Annotated in this window: 17 protein-coding genes; 10 read left to right on the forward strand and 7 right to left on the reverse strand. The window is 61.0% G+C overall.

From position 1 onward, the window contains the following. The first annotated feature begins 212 nt into the window (after positions 1-212). From AAGQ88_RS22555 to AAGQ88_RS22565, 3 genes are all read left to right on the forward strand, one after another. Entirely contained in the window at positions 213-1,505 is a 1,293-nt protein-coding gene (locus tag AAGQ88_RS22555; protein WP_093469765.1) for an NCS2 family permease, read from the forward strand. Then, entirely contained in the window at positions 1,502-2,587 is a 1,086-nt protein-coding gene (gene trmA, locus AAGQ88_RS22560) for a tRNA (uridine(54)-C5)-methyltransferase TrmA (protein WP_342653623.1), read from the forward strand. Before AAGQ88_RS22555 ends, trmA begins: the two co-directional genes overlap by 4 nt. Before the next feature lie 841 nt (positions 2,588-3,428). Beyond that, positions 3,429-4,721, forward strand: coding sequence for an MFS transporter (locus AAGQ88_RS22565; protein WP_285425006.1), 1,293 nt, complete (start codon positions 3,429-3,431; stop codon positions 4,719-4,721). Between the two features lie 128 nt (positions 4,722-4,849). Here the strand turns inward: AAGQ88_RS22565 and araD1 are convergent, their stop codons facing one another. The 6 genes from araD1 to AAGQ88_RS22595 all read right to left on the reverse strand — a co-directional run bounded on the left by araD1 (position 4,850) and on the right by AAGQ88_RS22595 (position 12,217). Then, complete coding sequence (araD1, locus tag AAGQ88_RS22570) at positions 4,850-5,845, reverse strand: AraD1 family protein (protein ID WP_342653624.1); 996 nt, start codon at positions 5,843-5,845, stop codon at positions 4,850-4,852. 136 nt (positions 5,846-5,981) lie between these two features. Continuing rightward, on the reverse strand, positions 5,982-7,157 hold the full coding sequence (locus tag AAGQ88_RS22575) for an L-rhamnonate dehydratase (RefSeq protein ID WP_342653625.1): 1,176 nt from the start codon (positions 7,155-7,157) through the stop codon (positions 5,982-5,984). Positions 7,158-8,316: 1,159 nt separating this feature from the next. Then, positions 8,317-8,691 (reverse strand): hypothetical protein, encoded by a 375-nt coding sequence (locus AAGQ88_RS22580; RefSeq protein ID WP_342653626.1) that lies wholly within the window; start codon positions 8,689-8,691, stop codon positions 8,317-8,319. 223 nt (positions 8,692-8,914) lie between these two features. Then, positions 8,915-9,919, reverse strand: coding sequence for a 4-hydroxythreonine-4-phosphate dehydrogenase PdxA (locus tag AAGQ88_RS22585; protein ID WP_342653627.1), 1,005 nt, complete (start codon positions 9,917-9,919; stop codon positions 8,915-8,917). Then, positions 9,916-10,875, reverse strand: coding sequence for an amidohydrolase (locus AAGQ88_RS22590; protein WP_342653628.1), 960 nt, complete (start codon positions 10,873-10,875; stop codon positions 9,916-9,918). Before AAGQ88_RS22590 ends, AAGQ88_RS22585 begins: the two co-directional genes overlap by 4 nt. Continuing rightward, positions 10,868-12,217, reverse strand: a complete 1,350-nt coding sequence (locus tag AAGQ88_RS22595) for an MFS transporter (protein ID WP_342653629.1) — start codon at positions 12,215-12,217, stop codon at positions 10,868-10,870. Before AAGQ88_RS22595 ends, AAGQ88_RS22590 begins: the two co-directional genes overlap by 8 nt. A 334-nt stretch (positions 12,218-12,551) precedes the next feature. Here AAGQ88_RS22595 and AAGQ88_RS22600 point away from each other — a divergent pair, with 334 nt between their 5' ends. Beyond that, positions 12,552-14,663: a TonB-dependent siderophore receptor gene (locus AAGQ88_RS22600; protein ID WP_342653630.1), complete on the forward strand. Its 2,112-nt coding sequence runs from the start codon at positions 12,552-12,554 to the stop codon at positions 14,661-14,663. A gap of 66 nt (positions 14,664-14,729) precedes the next feature. Here the strand turns inward: AAGQ88_RS22600 and AAGQ88_RS22605 are convergent, their stop codons facing one another. After that, entirely contained in the window at positions 14,730-15,641 is a 912-nt protein-coding gene (locus AAGQ88_RS22605) for a LysR family transcriptional regulator (RefSeq protein WP_342653631.1), read from the reverse strand. A gap of 159 nt (positions 15,642-15,800) precedes the next feature. On the opposite strand from AAGQ88_RS22605, the gene AAGQ88_RS22610 reads away from it, so the two are divergent. From AAGQ88_RS22610 to AAGQ88_RS22635, 6 genes are all read left to right on the forward strand, one after another. Then, positions 15,801-16,811 (forward strand): NAD(P)-dependent alcohol dehydrogenase, encoded by a 1,011-nt coding sequence (locus tag AAGQ88_RS22610; RefSeq protein WP_342653632.1) that lies wholly within the window; start codon positions 15,801-15,803, stop codon positions 16,809-16,811. Positions 16,812-17,048: 237 nt separating this feature from the next. Then, positions 17,049-17,672 carry an isochorismate family cysteine hydrolase YcaC gene (ycaC, locus tag AAGQ88_RS22615; RefSeq protein WP_093469747.1) on the forward strand — a complete coding sequence of 208 codons (624 nt, stop codon included), beginning with the start codon at positions 17,049-17,051 and terminating at the stop codon, positions 17,670-17,672. 215 nt (positions 17,673-17,887) lie between these two features. After that, positions 17,888-19,519, forward strand: a complete 1,632-nt coding sequence (locus AAGQ88_RS22620) for a methyl-accepting chemotaxis protein (RefSeq protein ID WP_342653633.1) — start codon at positions 17,888-17,890, stop codon at positions 19,517-19,519. A gap of 252 nt (positions 19,520-19,771) precedes the next feature. Next, on the forward strand, positions 19,772-20,803 hold the full coding sequence (locus AAGQ88_RS22625) for a tripartite tricarboxylate transporter substrate binding protein (protein ID WP_342653634.1): 1,032 nt from the start codon (positions 19,772-19,774) through the stop codon (positions 20,801-20,803). Positions 20,804-20,864: 61 nt separating this feature from the next. Further along, on the forward strand, positions 20,865-21,398 hold the full coding sequence (locus AAGQ88_RS22630) for a tripartite tricarboxylate transporter TctB family protein (RefSeq protein WP_342653635.1): 534 nt from the start codon (positions 20,865-20,867) through the stop codon (positions 21,396-21,398). After that, positions 21,395-22,921: a tripartite tricarboxylate transporter permease gene (locus AAGQ88_RS22635; protein ID WP_285423022.1), complete on the forward strand. Its 1,527-nt coding sequence runs from the start codon at positions 21,395-21,397 to the stop codon at positions 22,919-22,921. Before AAGQ88_RS22630 ends, AAGQ88_RS22635 begins: the two co-directional genes overlap by 4 nt. The last annotated feature ends 7 nt before the right edge of the window (positions 22,922-22,928 follow it).

Genomic DNA, 22,928 nt, shown 5'->3' on the forward strand with positions numbered 1-22,928 from the left:
AGCCATGTGATGCTCTGCGTCTTAAGGGGTACGACTTGCGGGTTTTGGCAAACGTTCACGGTTTGTGATGAGCGTGCGGGATCGCGGGGGACGCTGGTATGATGCGCCGCTTTTTGCAAGTGGCAGAATTTGTGCAAGCCGTTTCGGCTAGCTGTGCTTTGCTGTTTTAGTCGATTACATAAATGACGCGGAGCGTCACCGGGGAGCCATACATGCTGGAGCGGCTGTTTCAACTCAATGCACATAACACCAATGTGCGCACCGAAATTCTGGCCGGGGTCACGACCTTTCTGGCCATGGCCTACATCCTGTTCGTGAACCCGAGCATTCTCGGCGAGACCGGCATGGACAAGGGCGCCATCTTCGTCGCTACCTGCCTTGCCGCCGCCATCGGTTCCACAGTCATGGGCCTGATCGCCAACTACCCGATCGCACTCGCGCCGGGCATGGGTCTGAACGCCTTCTTCACCTACACCGTCGTGCTGCACATGGGCCACACCTGGCAAGTGGCGCTGGGCGCGGTGTTCATTTCGGCCGTGATGTTCTTCCTGCTGTCGATCTTCCGGATCCGCGAATGGATCATCAACAGCATCCCGCTGCCCCTGCGTTCGGCGATCGCCGCCGGTATCGGCCTTTTCCTGGCACTGATCGCCCTGCACAACGCCGAAATCGTGGTCAGCAACCCGGCGACCATGGTTGGTCTGGGCGACCTGGCCAAGCCGGCGCCGATCCTCGCCGCGCTCGGTTTCGCACTGATCGTGGCACTGGACGCCCTGAAAGTGCGCGGCGCGGTGCTGATCGGCATTCTCGCCGTCACCGTGATTTCCATCGTGCTGGGTTTCTCGCCGTTTGGCGGCGTGATCTCGATGCCGCCATCGCTGGCGCCGACCTTCCTGCAGCTGGACATTCCGGGCGCCCTGAACATCGGTCTGGTGAGCGTGATCTTCTCGTTCCTGTTCGTTGACCTCTTCGATAACTCGGGGACCCTCATCGGCGTCGCCAAGCGCGCGGGGCTGATGGGCAAGGACGGTCATATGCCGAAAATGGGCCGCGCCCTGATCGCCGACAGCACCGCCGCCATGGCAGGTTCGCTGCTCGGCACATCGACCACCACCAGTTACATCGAATCCGCGGCCGGCGTCAGTGCAGGTGGCCGTACCGGTCTGACAGCCATCGTCGTTGCCGTGCTGTTCCTGCTGGCGCTGTTTTTCGCACCGTTGGCCGGCAGCGTTCCGGCGTTCGCCACGGCGCCTGCGCTGTTGTTCGTTGCGGTGCTGATGACCTCGGGCCTGGCTGAAATCAACTGGGACGACATCACCGAAGCCGCGCCGGTGGTCATCACCGCGCTGGCGATGCCGTTCACTTACTCCATCGCCAACGGCATCGCCTTTGGTTTCATTTCCTGGACAGTGATCAAGCTGTTGTCGGGACGCGGCCGTGAGCTGAATTCGGCGCTGGTCGTGCTGTCGATCCTGTTCGTGATCAAGCTGGGCTTCTATCCATGAGTTCTACGTTCGACCCTTCGAGCTACACCCTTCAGCTCGATGAAAAAGCCGACCGTCTGCGTGAATTGCTGGCGCCGTTCGACGCGCCGCAACCTCAGGTGTTCGATTCGCCGCGCGAGCATTACCGCCTGCGCGCCGAGTTCCGCCTGTGGCGCGACGACGGCAAGCGGCACTATGCGATGTTCGCTCCCGGCGACAAGCACACGCCGATCCTGATCGATGATTTCCCGATCGCCAGCCAGCAGATCAACGCGCTGATGCCTGTGCTGCGCGAACGCTGGGAAGCCAGCAAGACGCTTAATCACAAGCTGTTCCAAGTGGATTTTCTGACCACGCTGGCGGGCGACGGCATGATCACGCTGTGCTACCACCGCCCGCTGGATGACGCCTGGAAGCTGGAGGCCGAACAACTGGCGGCGGATCTAGGCGTCAGTGTCATCGGTCGCTCCAAGGGCCAGCGCCTGGTGGTCGGTCGCGACTACGTGACCGAAGAGCTTGAAGTCGCGGGCCGCACCTTCAGCTATCGCCAGCCGGAAGGTGCGTTCACCCAGCCCAACGGCACCGTGAACCAGAAGATGCTGAGCTGGGCCTATGAAGCGCTGGGCCAACGTGACGATGACCTGTTGGAGCTGTATTGCGGCAACGGCAACTTCACCTTGCCGCTGGCGACACGGGTGCGCAAAGTCCTCGCGACGGAAATCAGCAAGACGTCGGTCAATGCAGCGCTGAGCAACCTGGCGGACAACGCGGTGGACAACGTCACGCTGGTGCGTCTGTCCGCCGAAGAGCTGACCGAGGCGCTCAATGACGTGCGTCCATTCCGCCGTCTGGCAGGGGTCGATCTGAAAAGCTACGAGTTCGGCAGCGTTTTCGTCGATCCGCCCCGTGCAGGGATGGACCCCGACACCTGCGAGCTGACCCGACGGTTCGAGCGCATTCTGTATATCTCCTGCAACCCGGAAACCCTGGCCGCCAACATCGCTCAACTGCACGACACCCATCGGGTGGAGCGCTGCGCGCTGTTCGACCAGTTTCCGTATACGCACCACATGGAATCGGGCGTGTTGCTGGTTCGGCGCTGATCTGCTGTTCCAGTGTCATATCCGCACTCTGGGAGCGAGTTCGCGACTGGCCGTGTCAGGTGCATCGATGTTCAATGCACCGACGCCATCGCGAGCAAGCTCGCTCCTACAAGGTTTGTGTCTGTCCGGAGATACGTGTGGGACTGAGCTTGCTCGCGATGGCTGATTTCCAGACGCTGCATCTCTACAGCATTCACCGGCCTCTTCCCGGCTGAAGCCGGTCCTACGGACGCCGCGAGCTTTTCGTAGGACCGGCTTTAGCCGGGAAGGCGGCGGGTGTAACGGCGTTGATCGAAGGGTGCATTAGAGACAGTTGGCTCACACGTACGCGAATCTCCGGCCCTTGCCGAATGTTCCGGCCAGACACAAACCCTGTGGGAGTGAGCTTGCTCGCGATGGCTGATTTCCAGACGCTGCATCTCTACAGCATTCACCGGCCTCTTCCCGGCTGAAGCCGGTCCTACGGACGCTGCGAGCTTTTCGTAGGACCGGCTTTAGCCGGGAAGGCGGCGGGTGTAACGGCGTTGATCGAAGGGTGCATTAGAGACAGTTGGCTCACACGTACGCGAATCTCCGGCCCTTGCCGAATGCTCCGGCCAGACACAAATCCTGTGGGAGTGAGCTTGCTCGCGATGGCTGATTTCCAGACGCCGCATCTCTACAGCAGTCACCGGCCTATTCCCGGCTGAAGCCAGTCCTACAGGGTTGGGCCATGTCCATGCGCTATGCACAGGCCGTATATCCCGCCGCTTTCATCATTAAATTTCTGACAGTAAGCGGCACACATCTGCTTACAGGTGTATAACACTCGGCCGTCTTTCGATTTGATGGATGTCCTGCCTTGAGTTCCGAATCGCCTGCCCCAGCTTCAGAATCCTCCTCTGAAAGCGTCATTCGCCAGCCTGGCTTTTTCGCTTTTCTGACGGCCCGCCTTGCCGCCGTGTTCGCCATGCAGATCCAGGCCGTGGTCGTCGCCTGGCAGGTTTACGACATGACGCGTAGCCCGATTTCGCTGGCGTATGTGGGTCTTGCGCAGTTCATTCCCATGTTGCTGTTGCTCATGCCCGCAGGCGACCTGATCGACCGTTATGACCGCAAGCTGATCCTGACCATCAGTTGGAGCGTGCAGGCATTTTGCAGCCTGATGCTGATGCTGTTCTCGGTCACGCATCACCAGGACACCCGCCTCATCTACGCCACGCTCGCCCTGTTCGGCTGCGCCCGGGCCTTCACCGGCCCCGCCCTGCAGAGCCTGTTGCCGCAGGTCGTGCCTCGGGAAAAACTGGCGTCGGCGATTGCCACCAACAGCATGATCATGCGCATCGCCACGATTGCCGGCCCTCTGGTGGGCGGTGGCTTGTATGCCGCCGGTGGCGGCGGGCTGACGTATACGGTGTGCATGGCCAGCTTCATCGCCGGCGTGCTGTTGCTGACCCGGGTACCGGTGCTGTACGCCGGGAAGAAGCAGATCCTCGAATCCACGGCGTGGAAACGCTTCACTGCCGGCATCGCGTTCATTCGGTCGCGCCCGATCATTCTGGGGACCATCTCGCTGGATCTGTTCGCCGTGTTGCTGGGCGGCGTGGTAGCGCTGCTGCCGATCTATGCGCACGAAGTCCTGCATCTGGGTCCGCAGGGGCTCGGGGCCTTGCGCAGCGCGATGAGTCTGGGCGAAGTCGCGACCGGCCTGTACCTGAGCGTGCGGCCGTTCGACCGTCACGTCGGCATGGTCATGTTCATCGCGGTGGCGGTGTTCGGTCTGGCGAACCTGGTGTTCGCGCTGTCCACGCTGTTCTGGCTGTCGCTGCTGGCGCTGATGATCGCCGGGGCAGCGGACATGGTCAGCGTGTACATCCGCTCGACGCTGGTGCAGTTCTCGACGCCCGATGACATGCGTGGCCGGGTCAACGCCGTGAACATGCTGTTCATCGGCTCTTCCAACGAACTGGGCGAATTCCGCGCCGGCAGCAGCGCAGCGCTCTGGGGCGCAGTGCCCGCAGCGGTGATTGGCGGGCTATGCACGCTGGGCGTGGTGGGGACGTGGATGGTGGGCTTCAAGGCGCTGCGTCAGGTGAATCGCTTTGCGGATGCCTCGCCCGCCGAAGTCACTGAGAAACAGACTGCACGAGTCTGACAGGACCGTCGAACGCAGCCGATCCGTAGAGCGCGCTCGTCCACAATACGGCCGTGGCGCCGATGAAGCGGGACGCTGCTGATCCCGGCACCCCGTGATGCATGACATCACGGGGCCCTTCGCCTCCCTTAAAGCGCTTTGATCTGACCGATTGCCACCGGATGCGGGCCTTCGCCGATGCCGTTTTCAAGCGGCGCCCCGAACGCCTCCAGGCTGATCTGAAAGCGGTCTGCGGGCTGCGTCTTCACGCCATCGGCGAATGACAGCGTGGCGGTGCCGAAGTAATGAATGTGCACATCGCCAGGGCGCAGAAACTGCGCGTACTTGAAGTGGTGGTATTCGAGGTTCGCCAGGCTATGGCACATGTTGTCTTCGCCGCTGAGAAACTCCTTCTCCCAGATCACCTCGCCGTTGCGAATAATGCGGCTCATGCCCGCCAGATGTCGGGGTAACTCACCGATGCGCAACTCGGGCCCGTACGCGCAGTAACGCAGCTTGGAATGAGCGAGATAGAGGTAGTTGCGCCGCTCCATGACGTGATCGGAGAACTCGTTGCCCAGCGCGTAGCCGAGTCGATACGGCTGGCCGTCGTCACCGATGACGTACAGGCCGGTCAGCTCAGGCTCCTCGCCCGCGTCTTCTGCGAACGGCGGCACCGGAAAGTCGCCGCCCGGACGCACGACGATGCTGCCGTCGCCCTTGTAGAACCATTCGGGCTGCGCGCCGATCTGGCCATGATCCGGCTTGCCGCCTTCGATGCCCCATTTGAAGATCTTCATGGTATCGGTCATGCCGGCTTCGACCTGACCGTCATGCTGATGCATCTTGTCCCTGGCCGACGCGCTGCCCAGATGGGTCAGACCGGTGCCGCTGATCAGGCAGTGGGCAGGATCTTCGTGATCCAGCGGTGGCAGGAGCCGGCCACTCTGCAGCAGCGGCGCGTAGTCAGGACCCGGCTCGGTGCCGCGGCCTTGCACTTCAGCTTGCAGACTTCGCCGGCTGCGAATCGCCGCCAGGGCGAGTTCGCGAGTGCTGGTCGTGTTGCGGACGACATCGATCCGCGAACCTTCCACAACGCCGACCTGGCGCTGTCCCTGTGGGTTTTCAAATTGAATCAGGCGCATGGTCTGAAACTCCGAAAAAGTGTGAACGATGTAAACCTGTGGGACGAACGCCACCCATGCGTCGGATTCAACGTCTTCTTCGCGAGCAAGCTCACGCCTACAGGTCTGCGTCGTCGCGTTGGGCTGGCGATCGACATCACTCGATGATGTTGAACTCGCTCAGGTATTCGTCGGAGATTTCCAGGCCCAGGCCCGGCGTGTTGTCGTCCAGCTGGATGTAGCCGTTGACCGGCTGCGGCTCGCCTTTGAACACGTAGTAGAACAGCTCATTGCCGACCTCGACGTCGAACACGGGAAAGAATTCGGCCATCGGCGACGCGGTGGTAGACATGGTCAGGTGGTAATTGTGCATCTGGCCTGCGTGCGGGATGACCGGCACCGACCAGGCTTCGGCCATGGCGTTGATTTTGCGGGCTGCGGTGATGCCACCGACGCGGTTTGTGTCGTACTGAATCACGTCGACCGCACGACGTTCGAGCATGTCTTTGAAGCCATACGAGGTGAACTCATGCTCGCCGCCGGAGATCGGCATGATGCCCATCTTCTTCAGCTCGATGTACCCTTCGAGGTCGTCCGCAATCACCGGTTCTTCCAGCCAGCGCGGTTCGAACTCCGCGAGCTTGGGCAGCATGCGGCGCGCGTATTCCAGGGTCCAGCCCATGTAGCATTCCAGCATGATGTCGACGTCGGCGCCGGCCAGTTCGCGCAGCGCACGGACTTGCTCGATGTTGCGGCGCATGCCGGCCGGGCCGTCCTTGGGTCCGTAGCCGAAGCGCATCTTCATCGCTGTGAAGCCCTGACTCAGATAGCCCTGCGCTTCCTCCAGGAAGAGGTCCAGATTGTCGTTGGCGTAGAGTTTGGAGGCGTAGGTCCAGATCTTCTCTTTGGTCCGTCCGCCGAGCAATTTGAAAACCGGCTTGTTCACGGCCTTGCCCATGATGTCCCAGATGGCGATGTCGATCGCCGAGATCGCCGCCATGCCAATGCCCTTGCGACCCCACGCGTGGCTCTGGCGATACATTTTCTGCCAGATGTATTCGTTGTCGAACGGGTCTTCGCCAATGGCGATCGGCGCCAGGTAGGTGTCGATGATTTCTTTAGCCACACGCGGCGCCAGCGCGCAGTTGCCAATGCCGACCAGGCCATTGTCGGTCTCGACTTCCACGACCAGCCAGCCGTGGAAACGGAACGAGCCCATGGCATCGCCGCGCTCGAACAGGATGTCGCTGGCGTTGGTGCAGAAGTGCGCCTGAGGTGGCACGACTTTGCCTTTCCATTCGAATACGCGGGTACGGATTGCTTTGATTTTCATGAGGAGGGTCCTTGCCACTGCTGGTTGTGCCCAATGATTCCGCGGGGTTCGGAACAGGGCTTCTTGTAGTTGTCGTTCGATCCGCCGCAGTTCGCCGCAGGCTCTGCATCGCGTGTCGATGAGAGAATTTAGCCAGCCGCGCAAGGGCTCGGCTAATCACTTATGCGTATCCAGTGATAGCTACAGGTGATGGGTAGCGATAGTTAATGGGCGTGGGGGTTATAGGGACGTAACGCACAAGCTGTGGGAGCGTGGCTTGTCCCGCGATCGGCGACGCAGTCGTCGTAGAACCTATGCGGCCTACCTGGTGAACCGCGTCATCCGATTCTGCTGCCGCTGCGCGCCAGATCGCGGGACAAGCCGCGCTCCTACAAGGGATTTGTGGCGTTGCCAGAATTTGTGTCGAGCGCAGAATTTGTGGGAGCGAGCTTGCTCGCGATCGGCGACGCAGTCGTCGTAAACCCGGGTCATGCGGTCTGCCTGTTGAACCGTGTCATCCGATTCTGCTGCCGCTGCGCGCCAGATCGCGGGCAAGCCACGCTCCTACAAGGGATTTGTGGCGTTTGCCAGAATCTGTGTCGAGCGCAGAACTTGTGTGCGAGCTTGCTCGCGATCGGCGACGCAGTCGTCGTAGAACCTATGCGGCCTACCTGGTGAACCGCGTCATCCGATTTTGCTGCCGCTGCGCGCCAGATCGCGGGCAAGCCACGCTCCTACAAGGGATTTGTGGCGTTGCCGGGTTTTGTGTCGAGCGCAGAACTTGCTCGCGAGCGGCGACGCAGTCGTCGTGAATCGGGGCTATGCGGTCTGCCTGTTGAACCGTGTCATCCGATTCTGCTGCCGCTGCGCGCCAGATCGCGGGCAAGCCACGCTCCTACAAGGGATTTGTGGCGTTTGCCAGAATCTGTGTCGAGCGCAGAACTTGTGTGCGAGCTTGCTCGCGATCGGCGACGCAGTCGTCGTGAACCCGGGCCAGGCGGTCTGCCTGGTGAACCGCGTCATCCGATTTTGCTGCCGCTGCGCGCCAGATCGCGGGCAAGCCACGCTCCTACAAGGGATTTGTGGCGTTGCCGGGTTTTGTGTCGAGCGCAGAACTTGCTCGCGATCGGCGACGCAGTCGTCGTAAACCCGAGTCATGCGGTCTGCCTGATGTACCGCGTCATCCGATTCTGCTGCCGCTGCGCGCCAGATCGCGGGCAAGCCACGCTCCTACAAGGGATTTGTGGCGTTTGCCAGAATCTGTGTCGAGCGCAGAACTTGTGCGAGCTTGCTCGCGATCGGCGACGCAGTCGTCGTGAACCCGGGCCAGGCGGTCTGCCTGTTGAACCGCGTCATCCGATTTTGCTGCCGCTGCGCGCCAGATCGCGGGACAAGCCACGCTCCTACAAGGGATTTGTGGCGTTGCCGGGTTTTGTGTCGAGCGCAGAACTTGCTCGCGATCGGCGACGCAGTCGTCGTAGAACCTGCCCATACGGTCTGCCTGATGTACCGCGTCATCCGATTTTGCTGCCGCTGCGCGCCAGATCGCGGGCAAGCCACGCTCCTACAAGGGATTTACGGCGTTGCCAGGTTTTGTGTCGAGCGCAGAACTTGTGGGGCGAGCTAGCTCGCGAAGGCTGACTCCCAGTCGCTGCTGACGGGTTGCCCTTGAACAGAGGCTCCACCAAAAACCCCAAGTCCAACACACGCAAAAAAGCCGCGAAGCGTCTGTTCAACGCCCCGCGGCCAAAAGGTGGTGTCTCGAAAGGCTCAATCGGTCAAACGTTGCTCTGCCCCATCCGGCAGGCGATTTCGAACGCCTGGCGAATCGCCCCGACATTCGCTTTGCCTTGCCCGGCGATATCAAACGCCGTTCCGTGCGCCGGTGTCGTGATAGGGATCGGCAACCCGCCTTGCACCGTCACCCCACGGGAGAAGCCCATCAGTTTGATCGCGATCTGGCCCTGGTCGTGATACATCGTCACCACCGCGTCGAAAGCGTTGGCATCGCCCTGCACTTTCAGGAAAATCGTGTCCCCCGGATACGGCCCGTCGGCGTTCATGCCCTGCGCCTGCGCGGTCTTGACTGCAGGCCCGATGATGTCGATTTCCTCTCGCCCGAACGAGCCGTTGTCGCCGTTGTGCGGGTTCAGCCCGCAGACACCGATACGCGGCGCCTGCAGCCCGTTGCGCTTGAGCGCCGTGTCGATCAGCCGGATCGCCTCGATCACTCGCTCCTGCGTCAACATCCCCGGCACCGCCGACAACGCGACATGGGAAGTCACCCGAGAGGTCCACAATTTGTCCATCACGTTGAATTCGCAGAACGGACCGGTGAAGCCCAGCAACTCCGCAAACCAGTGAAGTTCGTCGTTATGGTTCATCCCGGCCATGTGCAGCGACGTCTTGTTCAACGGCCCGAACAGCACGGCGTTAGTGGTTTTCGCGGCCGTCAGTTCCAGCGCAATTTTCAGGGTGTCGAGGCAGTAACGGCCGCCGATGGCGCTCGCTTCGCTGCGCGGGAAGTCGCCGACGGTGTCGCCGCGGAAGTCATAGAACAATGGCGTGTCGTCTTTGAAGTCCAGCGCGTCGAGGGTGTCGATCTGCCGATACGGAAATGACAGCCCGGCGATATCCATGCCGCGACGCATTTCTGCCTCGTCAGCGATCAACAGCACCTGCGCCTGACTGCGGACTTGTTCATCGCTGAGCAGACGGGCAATCAGTTCCGGACCAATGCCTGCAGGGTCGCCCAGTACCATCGCGATTCGGGTTTTGTTCATGCCTGACTCCTCATCTGTTCCTGCTCCGCGCGTTCAACGACGGCAGGTTCACAGCGGTAGATACGCTGCGCATTGCTGTAGAAAAGACGCTCCTGATCGGCCGCCGGCAGATCACGAACGATGTACTTGAAACCGCCATAGATGTCGTCGAACGTGCCGCACAGGCTGTCGACCGGAAAGTTGCTGGCAAACATCGCGCGATCGGCGCCGAACATGGCGACGATCTCGCGTACGATCCAGGCGTTGTCCAGCGCACGCCAGGGTCTGCCGGGCTGCCCGAGCCCGGAAATCTTCACCACCACATTCGGTTGTTCGGCCAGCCTGGCCATCGCGCCGTGCCAACCTGCAAGGCCTTCGTCACTGCGGTCGGACGGCAATCCGGCGTGATTGAGAATCAACGTGGTCGCAGGAAAATCTCGAGCCAGCCGTTCGGCTTCCGGCAAATTCCACCAAGGCGTCTGCAGGTCGAAACGCAGTCCCAACTCATGCAGCGCGGCGTAACTGCGCCGCCAGTGTTCGTCGCTCATCAAGGTGCGCTGTGCGCCCACCTGTTCAGGCGCTGTCGGCCCGCCCGGCTTGTGCCGAACGCTGCGAACGCAGGGGAACGAAGCTTGCTCGGCGAGCAATGCAATCGCATCCGGATGATCGAGCCATGCTTGCGCCACCACCGCGTTGGGCACGCCGTAACGCCTGGCGATCTGCTCGATGAAGCGCGTTTCGCCGATGGGGTCCTCGGGGTCCCACTCAGTTTCGACGTAGACCGTCTGGACCACCTGATGCGCGGCGGCGTCGGCGAAGTATTCGGGCGGCAGATACCGTCGTTTGATCGATGAGTAATCGCCATACCGAAACGGGATGTTCGCGCCCTCCGCAAGCCAGGGATGGTAGTTGGTCTGCGGGTCCCAGAAATGGTGGTGGGCATCGATGATCGGCCCGGCGTAAAGCGCATCAGCCATTGTTCACCTCACGCTGGCCGTCCAGACCGATGAGCAGCGTGGCGAGTACAAACAGCGCCGCGCAGATGGCGAAGAACGCCAGCACCGCGCCGAAGCCACCGAAAAACTGCAGGATCAGGCCCACCAGAATCGGCACGAAGATCCCACCGATACTGCCTGCCAGATTCATCACGCCACCGATCAGACCGACGCGCGCCGGCGCGGCGAGCAAGGCCGGGAAGCTCCAGTACAGGCTGCCCCACATCAGGAAGAACGCGGTCATCGCGAGCAAGGCGACGGCGGCAATGGGGTCGCTCAACTGAGGCAACAGGAGCAGCGCGCCGAGCGCTATGACACCGGAAAACGTCAGCAGCCCCTTGACCGCGACGCCGCGCCGTACGCCCTTGCGGATCAGGCCATCGCAGAGGAAACCGCCCGTCAGCGAACCGAGCGAACCGCAGATGAAAATCACGAATGTCGCGAAACCGATGCCCTTAATATCAAAGCCGCGCGCCTGCGCCAGATAGCTCGGTCCCCAGGTCAGCAGTCCGAAATACACCATCGCCCAGGTCGATCGGCCAATCAGCAGGCCCGTCAGTGACCGCGCCGCGATGCCCAGGCCTTTGACTTTTGCTCGCGCGGCTTCGGCGGCAGGGGTTTCGCGACCGGCGTTGATCTTCTCAAGCTCGGCTTCGTTGACCTGTGGATGCACCGAGGGATCGTCCCGCAGGTACCGCCACGACACCCAGCCAAGCAGCAACGTGGCGACGCCGGCAATCACGAACGCCGAACGCCACGAGTCCAGCACGACGATCAGGTAGGCGATGATCAAGCCGCCCAGCGCGACACCCAGCGGGCTGCCGCTGTCCATCATCACCGCGCCGCGGCTGCGCTCGCTCGGGGCCAGCCACAGTGAAATCAGCTTGCCGCCGGAGGGGAACAGTGGCGCCTCTGCCGCGCCGAGGAACATCCGTGCAAACAACAGCGACGCACCGCCGGTTGCAAAGCCGGCCAGCACCTGAAACGTGCCCCACAGTCCAGTTGACCAAGTGATCACGCGGCGCGGCCCGAAGCGATCGATCATCCAGCCTCCGGGAATCTGCAACAGCGCGTACGCCCAGAAGAAGCTGCTCAGGATCAGCCCCTGCATTGCGGGCGACAGGGTGAATTCCTTGGCGATCGTCGGCATCGCGATGGACAGCGAAACGCGGTCGATCAGATTGACCATCGTCAGCACGAAGATGATTGCGAAGATGCGCCACCGCACGGTACTGGCCTTGGCCACGCTGGCAACACTGGAAATGGGAGGGGCATACGGTTCACCTGTCGCGGACAGGTGCACGTCGGCGCTGCTGCGAGCCATGGTGCGTTCCTCGATCTTGTTGTTTTTATTGTTGGCGATCCGCTGCGAGACCGCCGTTGGTGAACGCAACTATCAGAGCTGCAGCGATAACCGTCTAATCAAAAGTGGAGATAGGGTGATAGCTGCAAGGTATAGGAGCCGGTTGATCCGGTAATCGCCCTGCCCTTCAAGGAATGAATTGAAGCGAGCCCAGCCTTGGGCATCAGCCTCCAGCCATCAGATGTGACGAAATGTGAAAAAAATGTCGAAAACATATACATGTTTGAGTTAGATTCGCATTTAGATTAGCAAACACACATCTTGTAGCAGTTTGGTCCCGCGTAGGAATTCCGCCTTGAAACGTCACTTCCCCGTCAGTCTTCTCCTGGTTGGCGCGTGCAGCGCTCTGCCCGTCGCGCATGCAGCCGACGACCTTACCTTGCCTGCCACCCAGATCGAGAGCAGCAGCGACACCGACGATGGCATGAGCGTGGGGTATGAAGGCAAGGCGTCGTCGAGCACCACCAAACTGGGCCTGACCGACAAGCAGACGCCACAGGCAGTGACCACCATCACCCGCCAGGCGCTGGACGATTTCAAGATCAATGGTGTGAAGGACGCCCTGCGCTCGGCGCCTTCTGTGACCGTCGAGCAAACCGAGACCGACCGCACCGAATTCACTTCACGCGGCTTCGACATCAATACGTTCGAATACGACGGCATGGGCATGCCGTTCGTGGGCACGGTTTTGGTGGGCGAACAGGATCTGGCCGAGTACGAACAGATTGACGTACTGCATGGCGCCAACGGTCTGATGAGCGGCGCGGGCAACCCGTCCGCCACCGTCAACTTCGTGCGCAAGCGTCCGACCAAGGATTTCCAGACGCAGATCCAGACCAGCATCGGTTCCTGGGACAACCGTCGCATCGACGTCGACGTCGCCGGCCCGCTGACCGACACCGGCAACGTGCGCGGCCGTTTCATCTACTCCCATGACAAAGGCAACTCGTGGATGGACCGCTACAGTCACGAGCGCAACGTGGCCGCCGGCCTGCTTGCTTTCGATGTGTCGGACGCCGACACCGTGACCGTGGGCTTTTCACAGCACAACAGCGATTCCAACGGCAGCACGTGGGGCAACCTGCCTCTGGTCGACGCCGCCGGCAACCCCATCCATTACAGTAGCCGCAGCAGCAGCATCGGCCAGCCGTGGACCTATTGGAACCTGCACACCACACGCACCTTCATCGAGCTCAAGCACGACTTCGGCAACGACTGGAATGCGACGGTCACAGCGACCGGCGTGCAGGAAAAGCAGAACACCAACATGCTGTACGTTGACTCCGTCGCCGGTGACGTCGCGGAGGCCTACGCCAACCACACCAGCAGCGAAGCTCACCAGCTGCTGGGCGAGGCCAGGGTACAAGGTCCTTTCAGCCTGTTTGGGCGCGAGCACCAACTGACCTTCGGCGCCGCCTATGGCCGTACTCATCAGAAAGCCCATGAGTACGACGAGAACCTGACCGGCGGCAGCGCCTTGACCACTTCGTTCCCGGACGTCCTGGCAGGCAACACGCCCATGCCGAACTTCGCCGTTACCAGCGAAGGCTTGTCGCAGAATTTTCAGGACACGCAAAAAAGCGTGTTTGCCGGGGCGCGTTTCAGCCTGACCGACGATCTGCACTGGATCGCCGGTGCACGCATGCTCAGCGCCGACGGCAGCGGCAACAGCTATGGCACCGAGCACTACACCCGCGAACACGGCAAAGTGACGCCGTACACCGGCCTGGTCTATGACCTGAGCAATGAGTGGAGCGTCTACGGCAGTTGGACCAAGATCTACAACCCGCAATACAACTATATGGACGCCTCCGGCAGGCTGCTTGACCCGCTGGAAGGCAAGAGCATGGAGGTTGGCGTCAAGGGCAGCGTGATGGATGAACGCCTGAACGTGACCGCCGCGCTGTTCAAGACCGAGCAACAGAACGTTGCCGTGGATGCTGGCGTCGTCGATGGCCGACAAGCCTATTCCCCGGGAGACTTCAAGAGCCACGGCGTCGAGTTGCAAGCGTCCGGCGAAGTCATCGATGGCCTCGACGTGCTCGCCGGCTACACCTACGTGCGCATCGACAATGACGACGGCGAGAAGGCGCGCAAATACGTGCCGACCCACAGCTTCCGCGGCATGGCGACCTATCGTCTGCCTGGCATCCCGCAGATGAAAGTCGGTGCGCGGGTCAGTTGGCAGACTGCGGTCGAAAACGACGACAACAGCGCCATCAAGCAGAACGCCTACGGCCTGGTCGACTTGATGAGCAGCTACGACATCGACAGCAACTGGAGCACGTCGCTGAACCTCAACAACGTCACCGACCGCAAATACCTGCTGTCGCTGTACAACAACGCCCAGACCGCAAGCTACGGCGCACCGCGCAACCTGACAGCCTCGGTGACCTGGAAGTATTGACCGTGTCCGATGCCTTCGCAGCAGGCTGACCCGAGCCGCTGCAAAGGGCAAAGGTTCAGGCGGTTGTCACTCCAGCCAGCGATCGTAAAGCGCCGGGAAGCTTTGCATCAGCCAGTCAACGAAAGCCTGAACCTGAGGCGCAAGCTGTGACCTACTCGGGTAAAGCACGGAAACAGGCCTGGGCCGTGGTCGGTAGCGCTTGAGCACCTCGACCAGTGAGCCGTCGGCAAGGTATCGGTCCAGGGTCAAACCGGGTGCCTGAAGGATGCCGAAGCCTGCAACTCCGCACTGCACGTAGGCACTGGACTCATTGACGAGGATGCCATGACGGCTCATGTGACTCGTATCGCTGCCGTCCTGCAAGAATTGCCACGGAAGTTGCCGACGATTCTGGCCGGACAGGAAATTCACGCCTCGATGGTGGGCCAGTTGATCGGGCGTGTGGGGCTCGCCATAGGTCTGAAGATAGTCTGGCGCGGCGCAGGTAATCATGGTTGCCATTGCGACGCGCCGTGCGACGAGGCTCGAGTCCGGCAGCTCGCCAATCCTCAGCACGCAGTCAACGCCTTCCGCCACGAGGTCTACAGCCCGGTCGGTGACACCCAGAGTCATTTCGATGTCCGGATGAGCGACAGCAAAAGCCCGCAAGCTGGCGATGAATGCGGGCTGAGAAAATGCCGTGGGAATGTCGATGCGCAGTTTCCCGCGCAGTGAGGCGCCCGATGGGGCGAACATGGACGTGGTCTCGGCAATGCTGCCCAGGATGCCCATCACACGCTCGTAAAACTGCTCTCCCTCGGTCGTCAATCTGACCCGCCGGGTCGTGCGCTGAAAAAGCCTTACGCCAAGCGAAGCTTCCAGTTCCTGAATGGCGCGGGTCACCTGGGGCCGCCCGATCTGACTGGCATCCGCAGCCCGAGTGAAGCTGCCCGTTTCGGCGACGCGGGCGAACACCTGCATTGACTGAAGCAACTCCATGGCGACCCCGTTTATTGCCTGACGAAAGAAGTTTTACGCATCCATTGTTGCTCGAAATCATAACAGTCAGTTGGGCATCCAGGCATTTATTGCCGTACGCCGGCGCACAACAATGGCGGTACTTCACCGACGATGCGGTGACTCTTCTGGAGAAACGACATGAAAGCCTGGCTTCTCAACGACTTCGGTCTCGACAATCTGACCCTGAGCGATACGCCCACACCCGAGCCCAAGGCCGGCGAACTGCTGGTGAAAGTCGGCGCTGTTTCGCTCAACTTCCGCGACAAGGCAATCGTTGACGGCATCTACGAGCCGCACACAGTGCCCAAGCCGTTGATTCCGGTCAGCGACGCAGCAGGCACCGTGATCGCAGTGGGTGATGGCGTCAGCCGTTTCAGCGTGGGCGACCGCGTCAACTCGCACCTGTATTCCCGCTGGATCGACGGCCCGCCCGGCCCGAACGAACCGGACTTCTGCTTCGGCTCTCCGTTGCCCGGAGGCTTGGCCGAATACATGATCATCCACGAAGACAGCGCCGTCATGGCGCCTCACAACATGTCTGACGAAGAGGCATCGACGTTGCCGATTGCCGCGCTGACGGCATGGTATTCGTTAGTCGATTACGGTCAGATCAAAGCGGGCGAAACGGTGCTGGTGCAAGGCACCGGCGGGGTGTCGATTTTCGCCATCCAGTTGGCGACGGCTCTGGGCGCCCATGTGATTGTGACGTCCAGCAGCGACGATAATCTGAACGCCGCGATGAAGCTTGGCGCTGTCGCCGGCGTGAATTATCGAACCCACGCCAATTGGGAAGAAAAGGTTCTGGAGCTCACCGGCGGAAAGGGCGTGGATCTCCTTCTGGATGTCGCTGGAGGCAAAGGGGTCAATCAGTCGATTGCTGCAACCAAGGCCGCAGGCAAGATCGCCCAGATCGGCTTCCTGACAGGACAGACGACCGAACTGAGCCTGATGCCGCTGATCTTCCGCCAGACAACCCTGCGCGGCATTGCCGTCGCGCCCCGCTCTTCGTTTGACCGGATGAACGCCTTTCTCGATCAGAACGCGATTCGACCCGTGATCGACAAAGTTTACGACTTCCAGCAAGCGCGGCAGGCCTATGAGCACTTGGCAAAAGGTGCGTTCGGCAAAGTCGTGATCAAGATTTCCTGACGCCCTTCGGCATAGATCCCAACGTGATGCCGCACGTGTATCGGGGCCAGGTTGTGGTCCCGATATCACACATTTTCGACTGTCCCCAAAAACGAATCAGTGAGTCTCCTTTTAGCTGGATTGTTAACGTTTCGAAGCATCCCTAAAGTACACCCCATGCCGCAGCCACTGAGCCATTCGCCAGATGCGGCGCCGCTTTCGACTCTTAACTTTCTCGACTCATAAAGGAATGCACCGATGACTACTTACAAGCGCCTGGACAAGAACGACGCCGTACTGCTGATGGTCGACCACCAGACCGGTCTGATATCGCTGGTGCAGGATTTCTCGCCGAACGAATTCAAGAACAACGTTCTGGCCTTGGCGGATTGCGGCAAGTTCTTCAACCTGCCGACGATCCTGACCACAAGCTTCGAACAAGGCCCGAATGGTCCGCTGGTGCCGGAGCTCAAAGAGATGTTCCCGGACGCGCCCTATATCGCCCGCCCAGGTCAGATCAATGCCTGGGACAACGAAGACTTCGTGAAGGCGATCAAGGCGACCGGCCGCAAGCAACTGATCATCGCCGGTGTCGTGACCGATGTCTGCGTAACGTTCCCGACCCTGAGCGCACTGGCCGAAGGATTCGACGTGTTCGTGGTGACCGACGCCTCAGGAACGTTTAATGAGGGCGTACAACAGGCGGCCTGGAACCGCATGTCGGCGGCCGGTGCCCAGTTGATGAACTGGTTCTCCGTAGCTTGTGAGCTGCATCGCGACTGGCGCAACGACATCGAAGGCCTGGGTAACCTGCTGTCGCAGCGTATCCCTAACTATCGCAATCTGATGAACAGCTACACCGCGCTCGCCGGCAAGCAATAATCCCCCGCGCATCAGACGGCGCGGCCGATCTGAACTTTTCCCTGTCACCCAAGCCAGGCCTGCTCATGCGGGCCTGGCTTGTTTATTTCTGGCCCACTCACCCATCCCGCGCATCGGACATGAGGTAAAAACGCCAAAATAGATGGCCATTTGCCTTAAAGCTGAGAGAATCGAAGTCGATAGGCAAATACATATATATGAATAGGCTCTCTCCGATGAATCTGCGCAGTCTGAATATCGCTCCTCGATCATTGACCTGTTTCGGCTTTTTCGCCCTGTTGATTACCGCCGTTGGGTTGTTTTCCCTGCAACAGGCTTCCCGGCTGAAGGAAACGCGGGAGACATTGCAGGACAACGTCTTGCCGACCTTGCTCGCCATCGATCAGATCAAGAACGATCTGCTGACCATTCGCCTGGGCAACACCAGTCTGCGAGCCGCGCAGAACGAGGACGCCGTTGCTCATGCGCGCAAACGCGTCGATCAAGGTCGCCTGGATCTGGAAAAGGACGTCAAGCAACTCAAGCCGCTGTTGCTGACCGAGCGAGGACTGGCGGCTTATGCCGCGATGGCAGGCAACCTGTCTGCCTACCTCGAAGTTCACTCCCGCTATTTGCAGGCCGTCGCGCAAAAACGTGAGGACGTGATCACGGCAATGACCCAGCCCGGCGGGGAGCAAACCCGCGCCGCCGACCTGCTGGCCAAGGATATCGCCACCGTTTCGGACCTGGCGCAACAGAAGATGGCAGCCTCGGACGCAGCCGCCGATGACACCTACGCTCAGGCGATTCGTGTGGTGATCGCTGCGATTCTGATCGCGTTGATTGCGACCCTGCTGCTCGCCACCCTCTTCACTCGCAGCCTGATGGCGCCGATCCAGAAGGCCCTGGCTGTGGCTCAACAGATTGCCGAAAACGATCTGGGCAAGCCGATTCTGGTAGACGGCAAGGACGAACCCGGCCGTCTGTTGGCGGCGTTGTCGGTGATGCAGCAGAACCTGCGCACCACCTTGTCCGAACTGTCTCACTCATCAAACCAGCTGGCATCGACCTCGGAGGAGATGACGGCCGTCACCGAAGACGCCCTGCGTGGCATTCAGCGTCAGGACGACGAAATCAATCAGGCTGCCACCGCGATCAACCAGATGAGCACGGCGGTGGAAGACGTGGCGCGCAATGCTGCACACGCATCTGAAGCGGCGCGTCATTCGACGCAGTCTGCCGAGAACGGCACGCGCCGGGTCGATGAGACGCTGCAGGTCATTCAGGAACTGCACACCACCGTCGGCACCACGGCGGTCGAAATCGATGGGCTGGCCGGTGAAGTACAGAACATCAGCGCCGTGCTCGATGTGATCCGCGGCATCGCCGATCAGACCAACCTGCTGGCCCTCAACGCGGCCATCGAAGCGGCGCGCGCTGGCGAGGCCGGACGTGGTTTTGCGGTGGTGGCCGACGAGGTGCGCGCCCTGGCTCATCGCACGCAGCAATCGACCGCCGAGATCGAGAAGATGATCGGCTCGATTCAGTCCGGTGCCAGCAAGGCCGTCGACGCCATGGGCCAGAGCAGCGAGAAAGCGCGTGCCAGTCTTGAAGTCGCCGAGGCCGCGGGCCGGGCGCTCGCAGAAATCACGGCGGCCATCGTGCACATCAACGAGCGCAACGTGAGCATCGCCTCCGCCACCGAGGAGCAGGCACAAGTGGCCCGTGAAGTGGACCGCAACCTGACCAGCATTCGCGACCTGTCGCTGCAGACATCGGCGGGTGCCAATCAGACCTCCGCCGCCAGTTCGGAGCTGTCGCAACTGGCCGTGGGGCTCAATCGGCTGGTGCTTAATTTCAAGATGTAACCGATACGATCACGGGCGGCACGCTCTGTCAGTCACTCTATGTGGCAGGGCCTGCGCCCATATCACGCCGGACAACGACAAGGCTGACCTTTGGCGCCTCATCGTTCTTTGCCTAGCCCTGCGCCGCTATAACCTCAGGCTATCGGTGTATGTGATGTTTTGAGTAGACGCGACATAGCAACTTTCACACACTCCTCGCATGGCCGATCGACAGGTCGGCTTCTCATAACAAATACAAGAAAGAGGATCACCATGCGAACCGCATCTTTTCGACGCGCGTCCCGTTTGCTGCTCGGCTGTACGCTGACCTGCGCCACCGCGCTTCCCGTTCTGGGTCTTTCCACCCCCGCTCTCGCCGCATGGCAACCTGACAAAAACGTCGAGATCGTCGTGGCCGGTGGTCCTGGCGGCGGCACTGATCAGCTCGGTCGCCTGATCCAGTCGATCATCAGCACCCACAAGCTGCTGGACGTCAACACCGTGGTCCTGAACAAAGGCGGCGGCAACGGCGCCGAAGCCTTCCTCGACATGAAGGTCTCCAAGGGCGACGCCGACAAACTGGTCATCGCCACCAACAACATTTACCTGCTGCCGCTGGTTTCCAAGCTTGGCTATGAATGGCAGGAACTGACGCCGGTGGCGGCGGTTGCCGAGGATGACTTCATCCTCTGGACCTACAAGGATGCGCCGTGGAAAGACGCAAAAGGCTTCTACGATGCCGTCAAATCCAATGCGTCGAACCTGCGCATGGGCGGCAGCCAGTCCAAGGACGTCGACCAGACCCTTACCCTGTTGCTCAATCAGACCAACAACACCAAGCTGGTGTACATCCCCTTCAAAAGCGGCAGCGAAGCGGCGACCCAGCTGGCGGGCAAACATATTGCCGCCAACGTCAACAATCCCGCCGAAAGCATCAGCCAGTGGCGCGGCGATCAAGTGCAGCCGCTGTGCGTGTTCAGCAAGGAGCGCATGGGTTACACCGACAAAGTCGCCGGCGACAAGTCCTGGTCGGATGTGCCGACTTGCCACGAAGCCGGCCTGGGGATCGATCAGTACCGCTTCCCGCGCACGGTGTTCATGCCCGGCAATGTCAGCGCCGAGCAGCGGGCGTTCTACACCGAGCTGATGCGCAAGGTGTCGGAGACGCCGGAGTTCAAGGCTTACGTGAGACAGAACGCGCTGGTGCCGACCTTCCTGGAGGGCGATCAGTTGACCGCCTATATCGAGAAAGACACCGCCCGCGTGACCCCGGTGTTCAAGGAAGCCGGCTGGCTGCGTAACTGATCCGCCCTGCCGCCGCTTGCCTGCGCCGCAGGCAGTGTCGGTCCTTCGCTAGAGGTGTTCGATGGCACATTCTTCTCACTCGTCTTCGCTGGTCTGCACCCGTTGGGTCGAACTCGGGCTCGCCCTCTTCACCCTGCTGATCGGCGCGGTAGTCATGTCCGGCAGTGTCGAGCAAGGCATCGGCTGGGGCGACGCCGGCCCGGAACCGGGTTACTTCCCCTTCTACATCGGGCTGTTGCTGGCGACGGCAAGCCTGGCCAACGGCGTGCTGACGCTGATTCGCTGGAAACCGTTGAGCACAAGCTTCGTCAGCCGCGGCGCATTCCGCCAGGTGCTGTCGGTGTTCATCCCGATCGCCCTGTTCGTTTGTGCCATGCCGTTCTCCGGCATTTACGTCGCCTCGGCCGTGTTCATCGCCTGGTTCATGTGGCGTGACAAAGTCCGCGCCAAGCCGTACGGCAAACCCATGATCGTCGCAGTGTCGGTGGGTGCGGTGCTGGCCAGTTATCTGATTTTCGACCTGTGGTTCAAGGTCCCGCTGGACGCAGGCCCGATGGGCGATTGGATCGCCATGGCCGGGAGATCGCTGAGATGAGCGAGTTCGACTCTCTGCTGCAGGGCATGAACCTCATCCTCACGCCCGGCCACATCGGTCTGATGGTCGTGGGCGTTCTGTTGGGGATTCTGGTCGGCGTTCTTCCCGGACTCGGCGCCCCCAACGGCGTCGCGCTGCTGTTGCCGATCACGTTCACGATGTCGCCGGTGTCGGCCATCATCCTGCTGTCGTGCATGTACTGGGGCGCGCTGTTCGGAGGCTCGATCACCTCGATCCTGTTCAACATACCTGGCGAACCGTCATCGGTCGCGACGACCTTCGACGGCTATCCCATGGCTCGGGAAGGTCGCGCCGCCGAAGCCCTGACGGCCGCGTTCAGTTCAGCGCTGATCGGCGCGCTGGCAGGCGTGCTGTTACTGACGTTTTTGTCCACGCGCATCGCCGAATTCGCCATGACGTTCAGCTCGCCCGAGTTTTTCGCGGTGTACCTGCTCGCCTTCTGCACGTTCATCGGCATGAGCAAGAATCCGCCACTGAAAACCGTCGTCGCCATGATGATCGGTTTCGCGATGGCGGCGGTCGGCATGGACACGGTCTCCGGCAATCTGCGCCTGACGTTCGATCAGCCGGCGCTGATGACTGGCATCAGTTTTGAAGTCGCGGTGATCGGGCTTTTCGGGATCGGCGAGATTCTCTGCACGGTTGAAGAAGGTCTGGTGTTCCGTGGTGAGCATGCGCGCATCACGCCGATGGTGATCCTGCGGACCTGGGCGAAATTGCCGCGCTACTGGTTCACGATCCTGCGCAGCACTGTCGTCGGTTGCTGGATGGGTGTGACACCGGGCGGCCCGACCGCAGCGTCGTTCATGAGCTACAGCATCGCGCGCCGTTTTTCGAAGAATCGCGACAACTTCGGCAAGGGTGAAATCGAAGGCGTCATTGCCCCGGAAACCGCCGACCATGCCGCGGGCACCAGCGCCCTGCTGCCGATGCTGACCCTCGGTATTCCAGGCTCGGCAACGGCCGCGGTGATGCTCGGAGGCTTGATGATCTGGGGCCTGCATCCGGGCCCAACGCTGTTCGCCGAGCAGCACGACTTCGTCTGGGGCCTGATCGCCAGCATGTATCTGGGCAACGTGGTCAGCTTGTTGGTGGTGCTGGCCACGGTGCCGCTGTTTGCGTCGATTCTGCGGATTCCGTTCTCGATCATCGCGCCGATCATCATCATGGTGTGCGCGATCGGCGCGTACTCGGTCCACAACTCGATGTTCGACGTGCTGCTGATGCTGGGCTTTGGCGCGCTGGGTTATCTGTTCAAGAAACTCGGCTATCCCATCGCGCCGCTGGTGCTGGCGGCCGTACTGGGCGACAAGGCCGAAGATGCATTTCGTCAGTCGATGCTGTTCTCTGACGGGCATCTGGGCATTTTCTGGTCCAATCCGCTGGTCGGCAGCCTGACCACCGCGGCGCTGCTGATGCTGTTCTGGCCGCTGATCTCGGCGGGCATCAAAACCGTCTTCGGCTGGCGCAATCGTCACGCAATCAAGCCGAAAACGCTGTGATGACACG

Source organism: Pseudomonas sp. F3-2, from assembly GCF_038804275.1.
Classification (GTDB): Bacteria; Pseudomonadota; Gammaproteobacteria; order Pseudomonadales; family Pseudomonadaceae; genus Aquipseudomonas.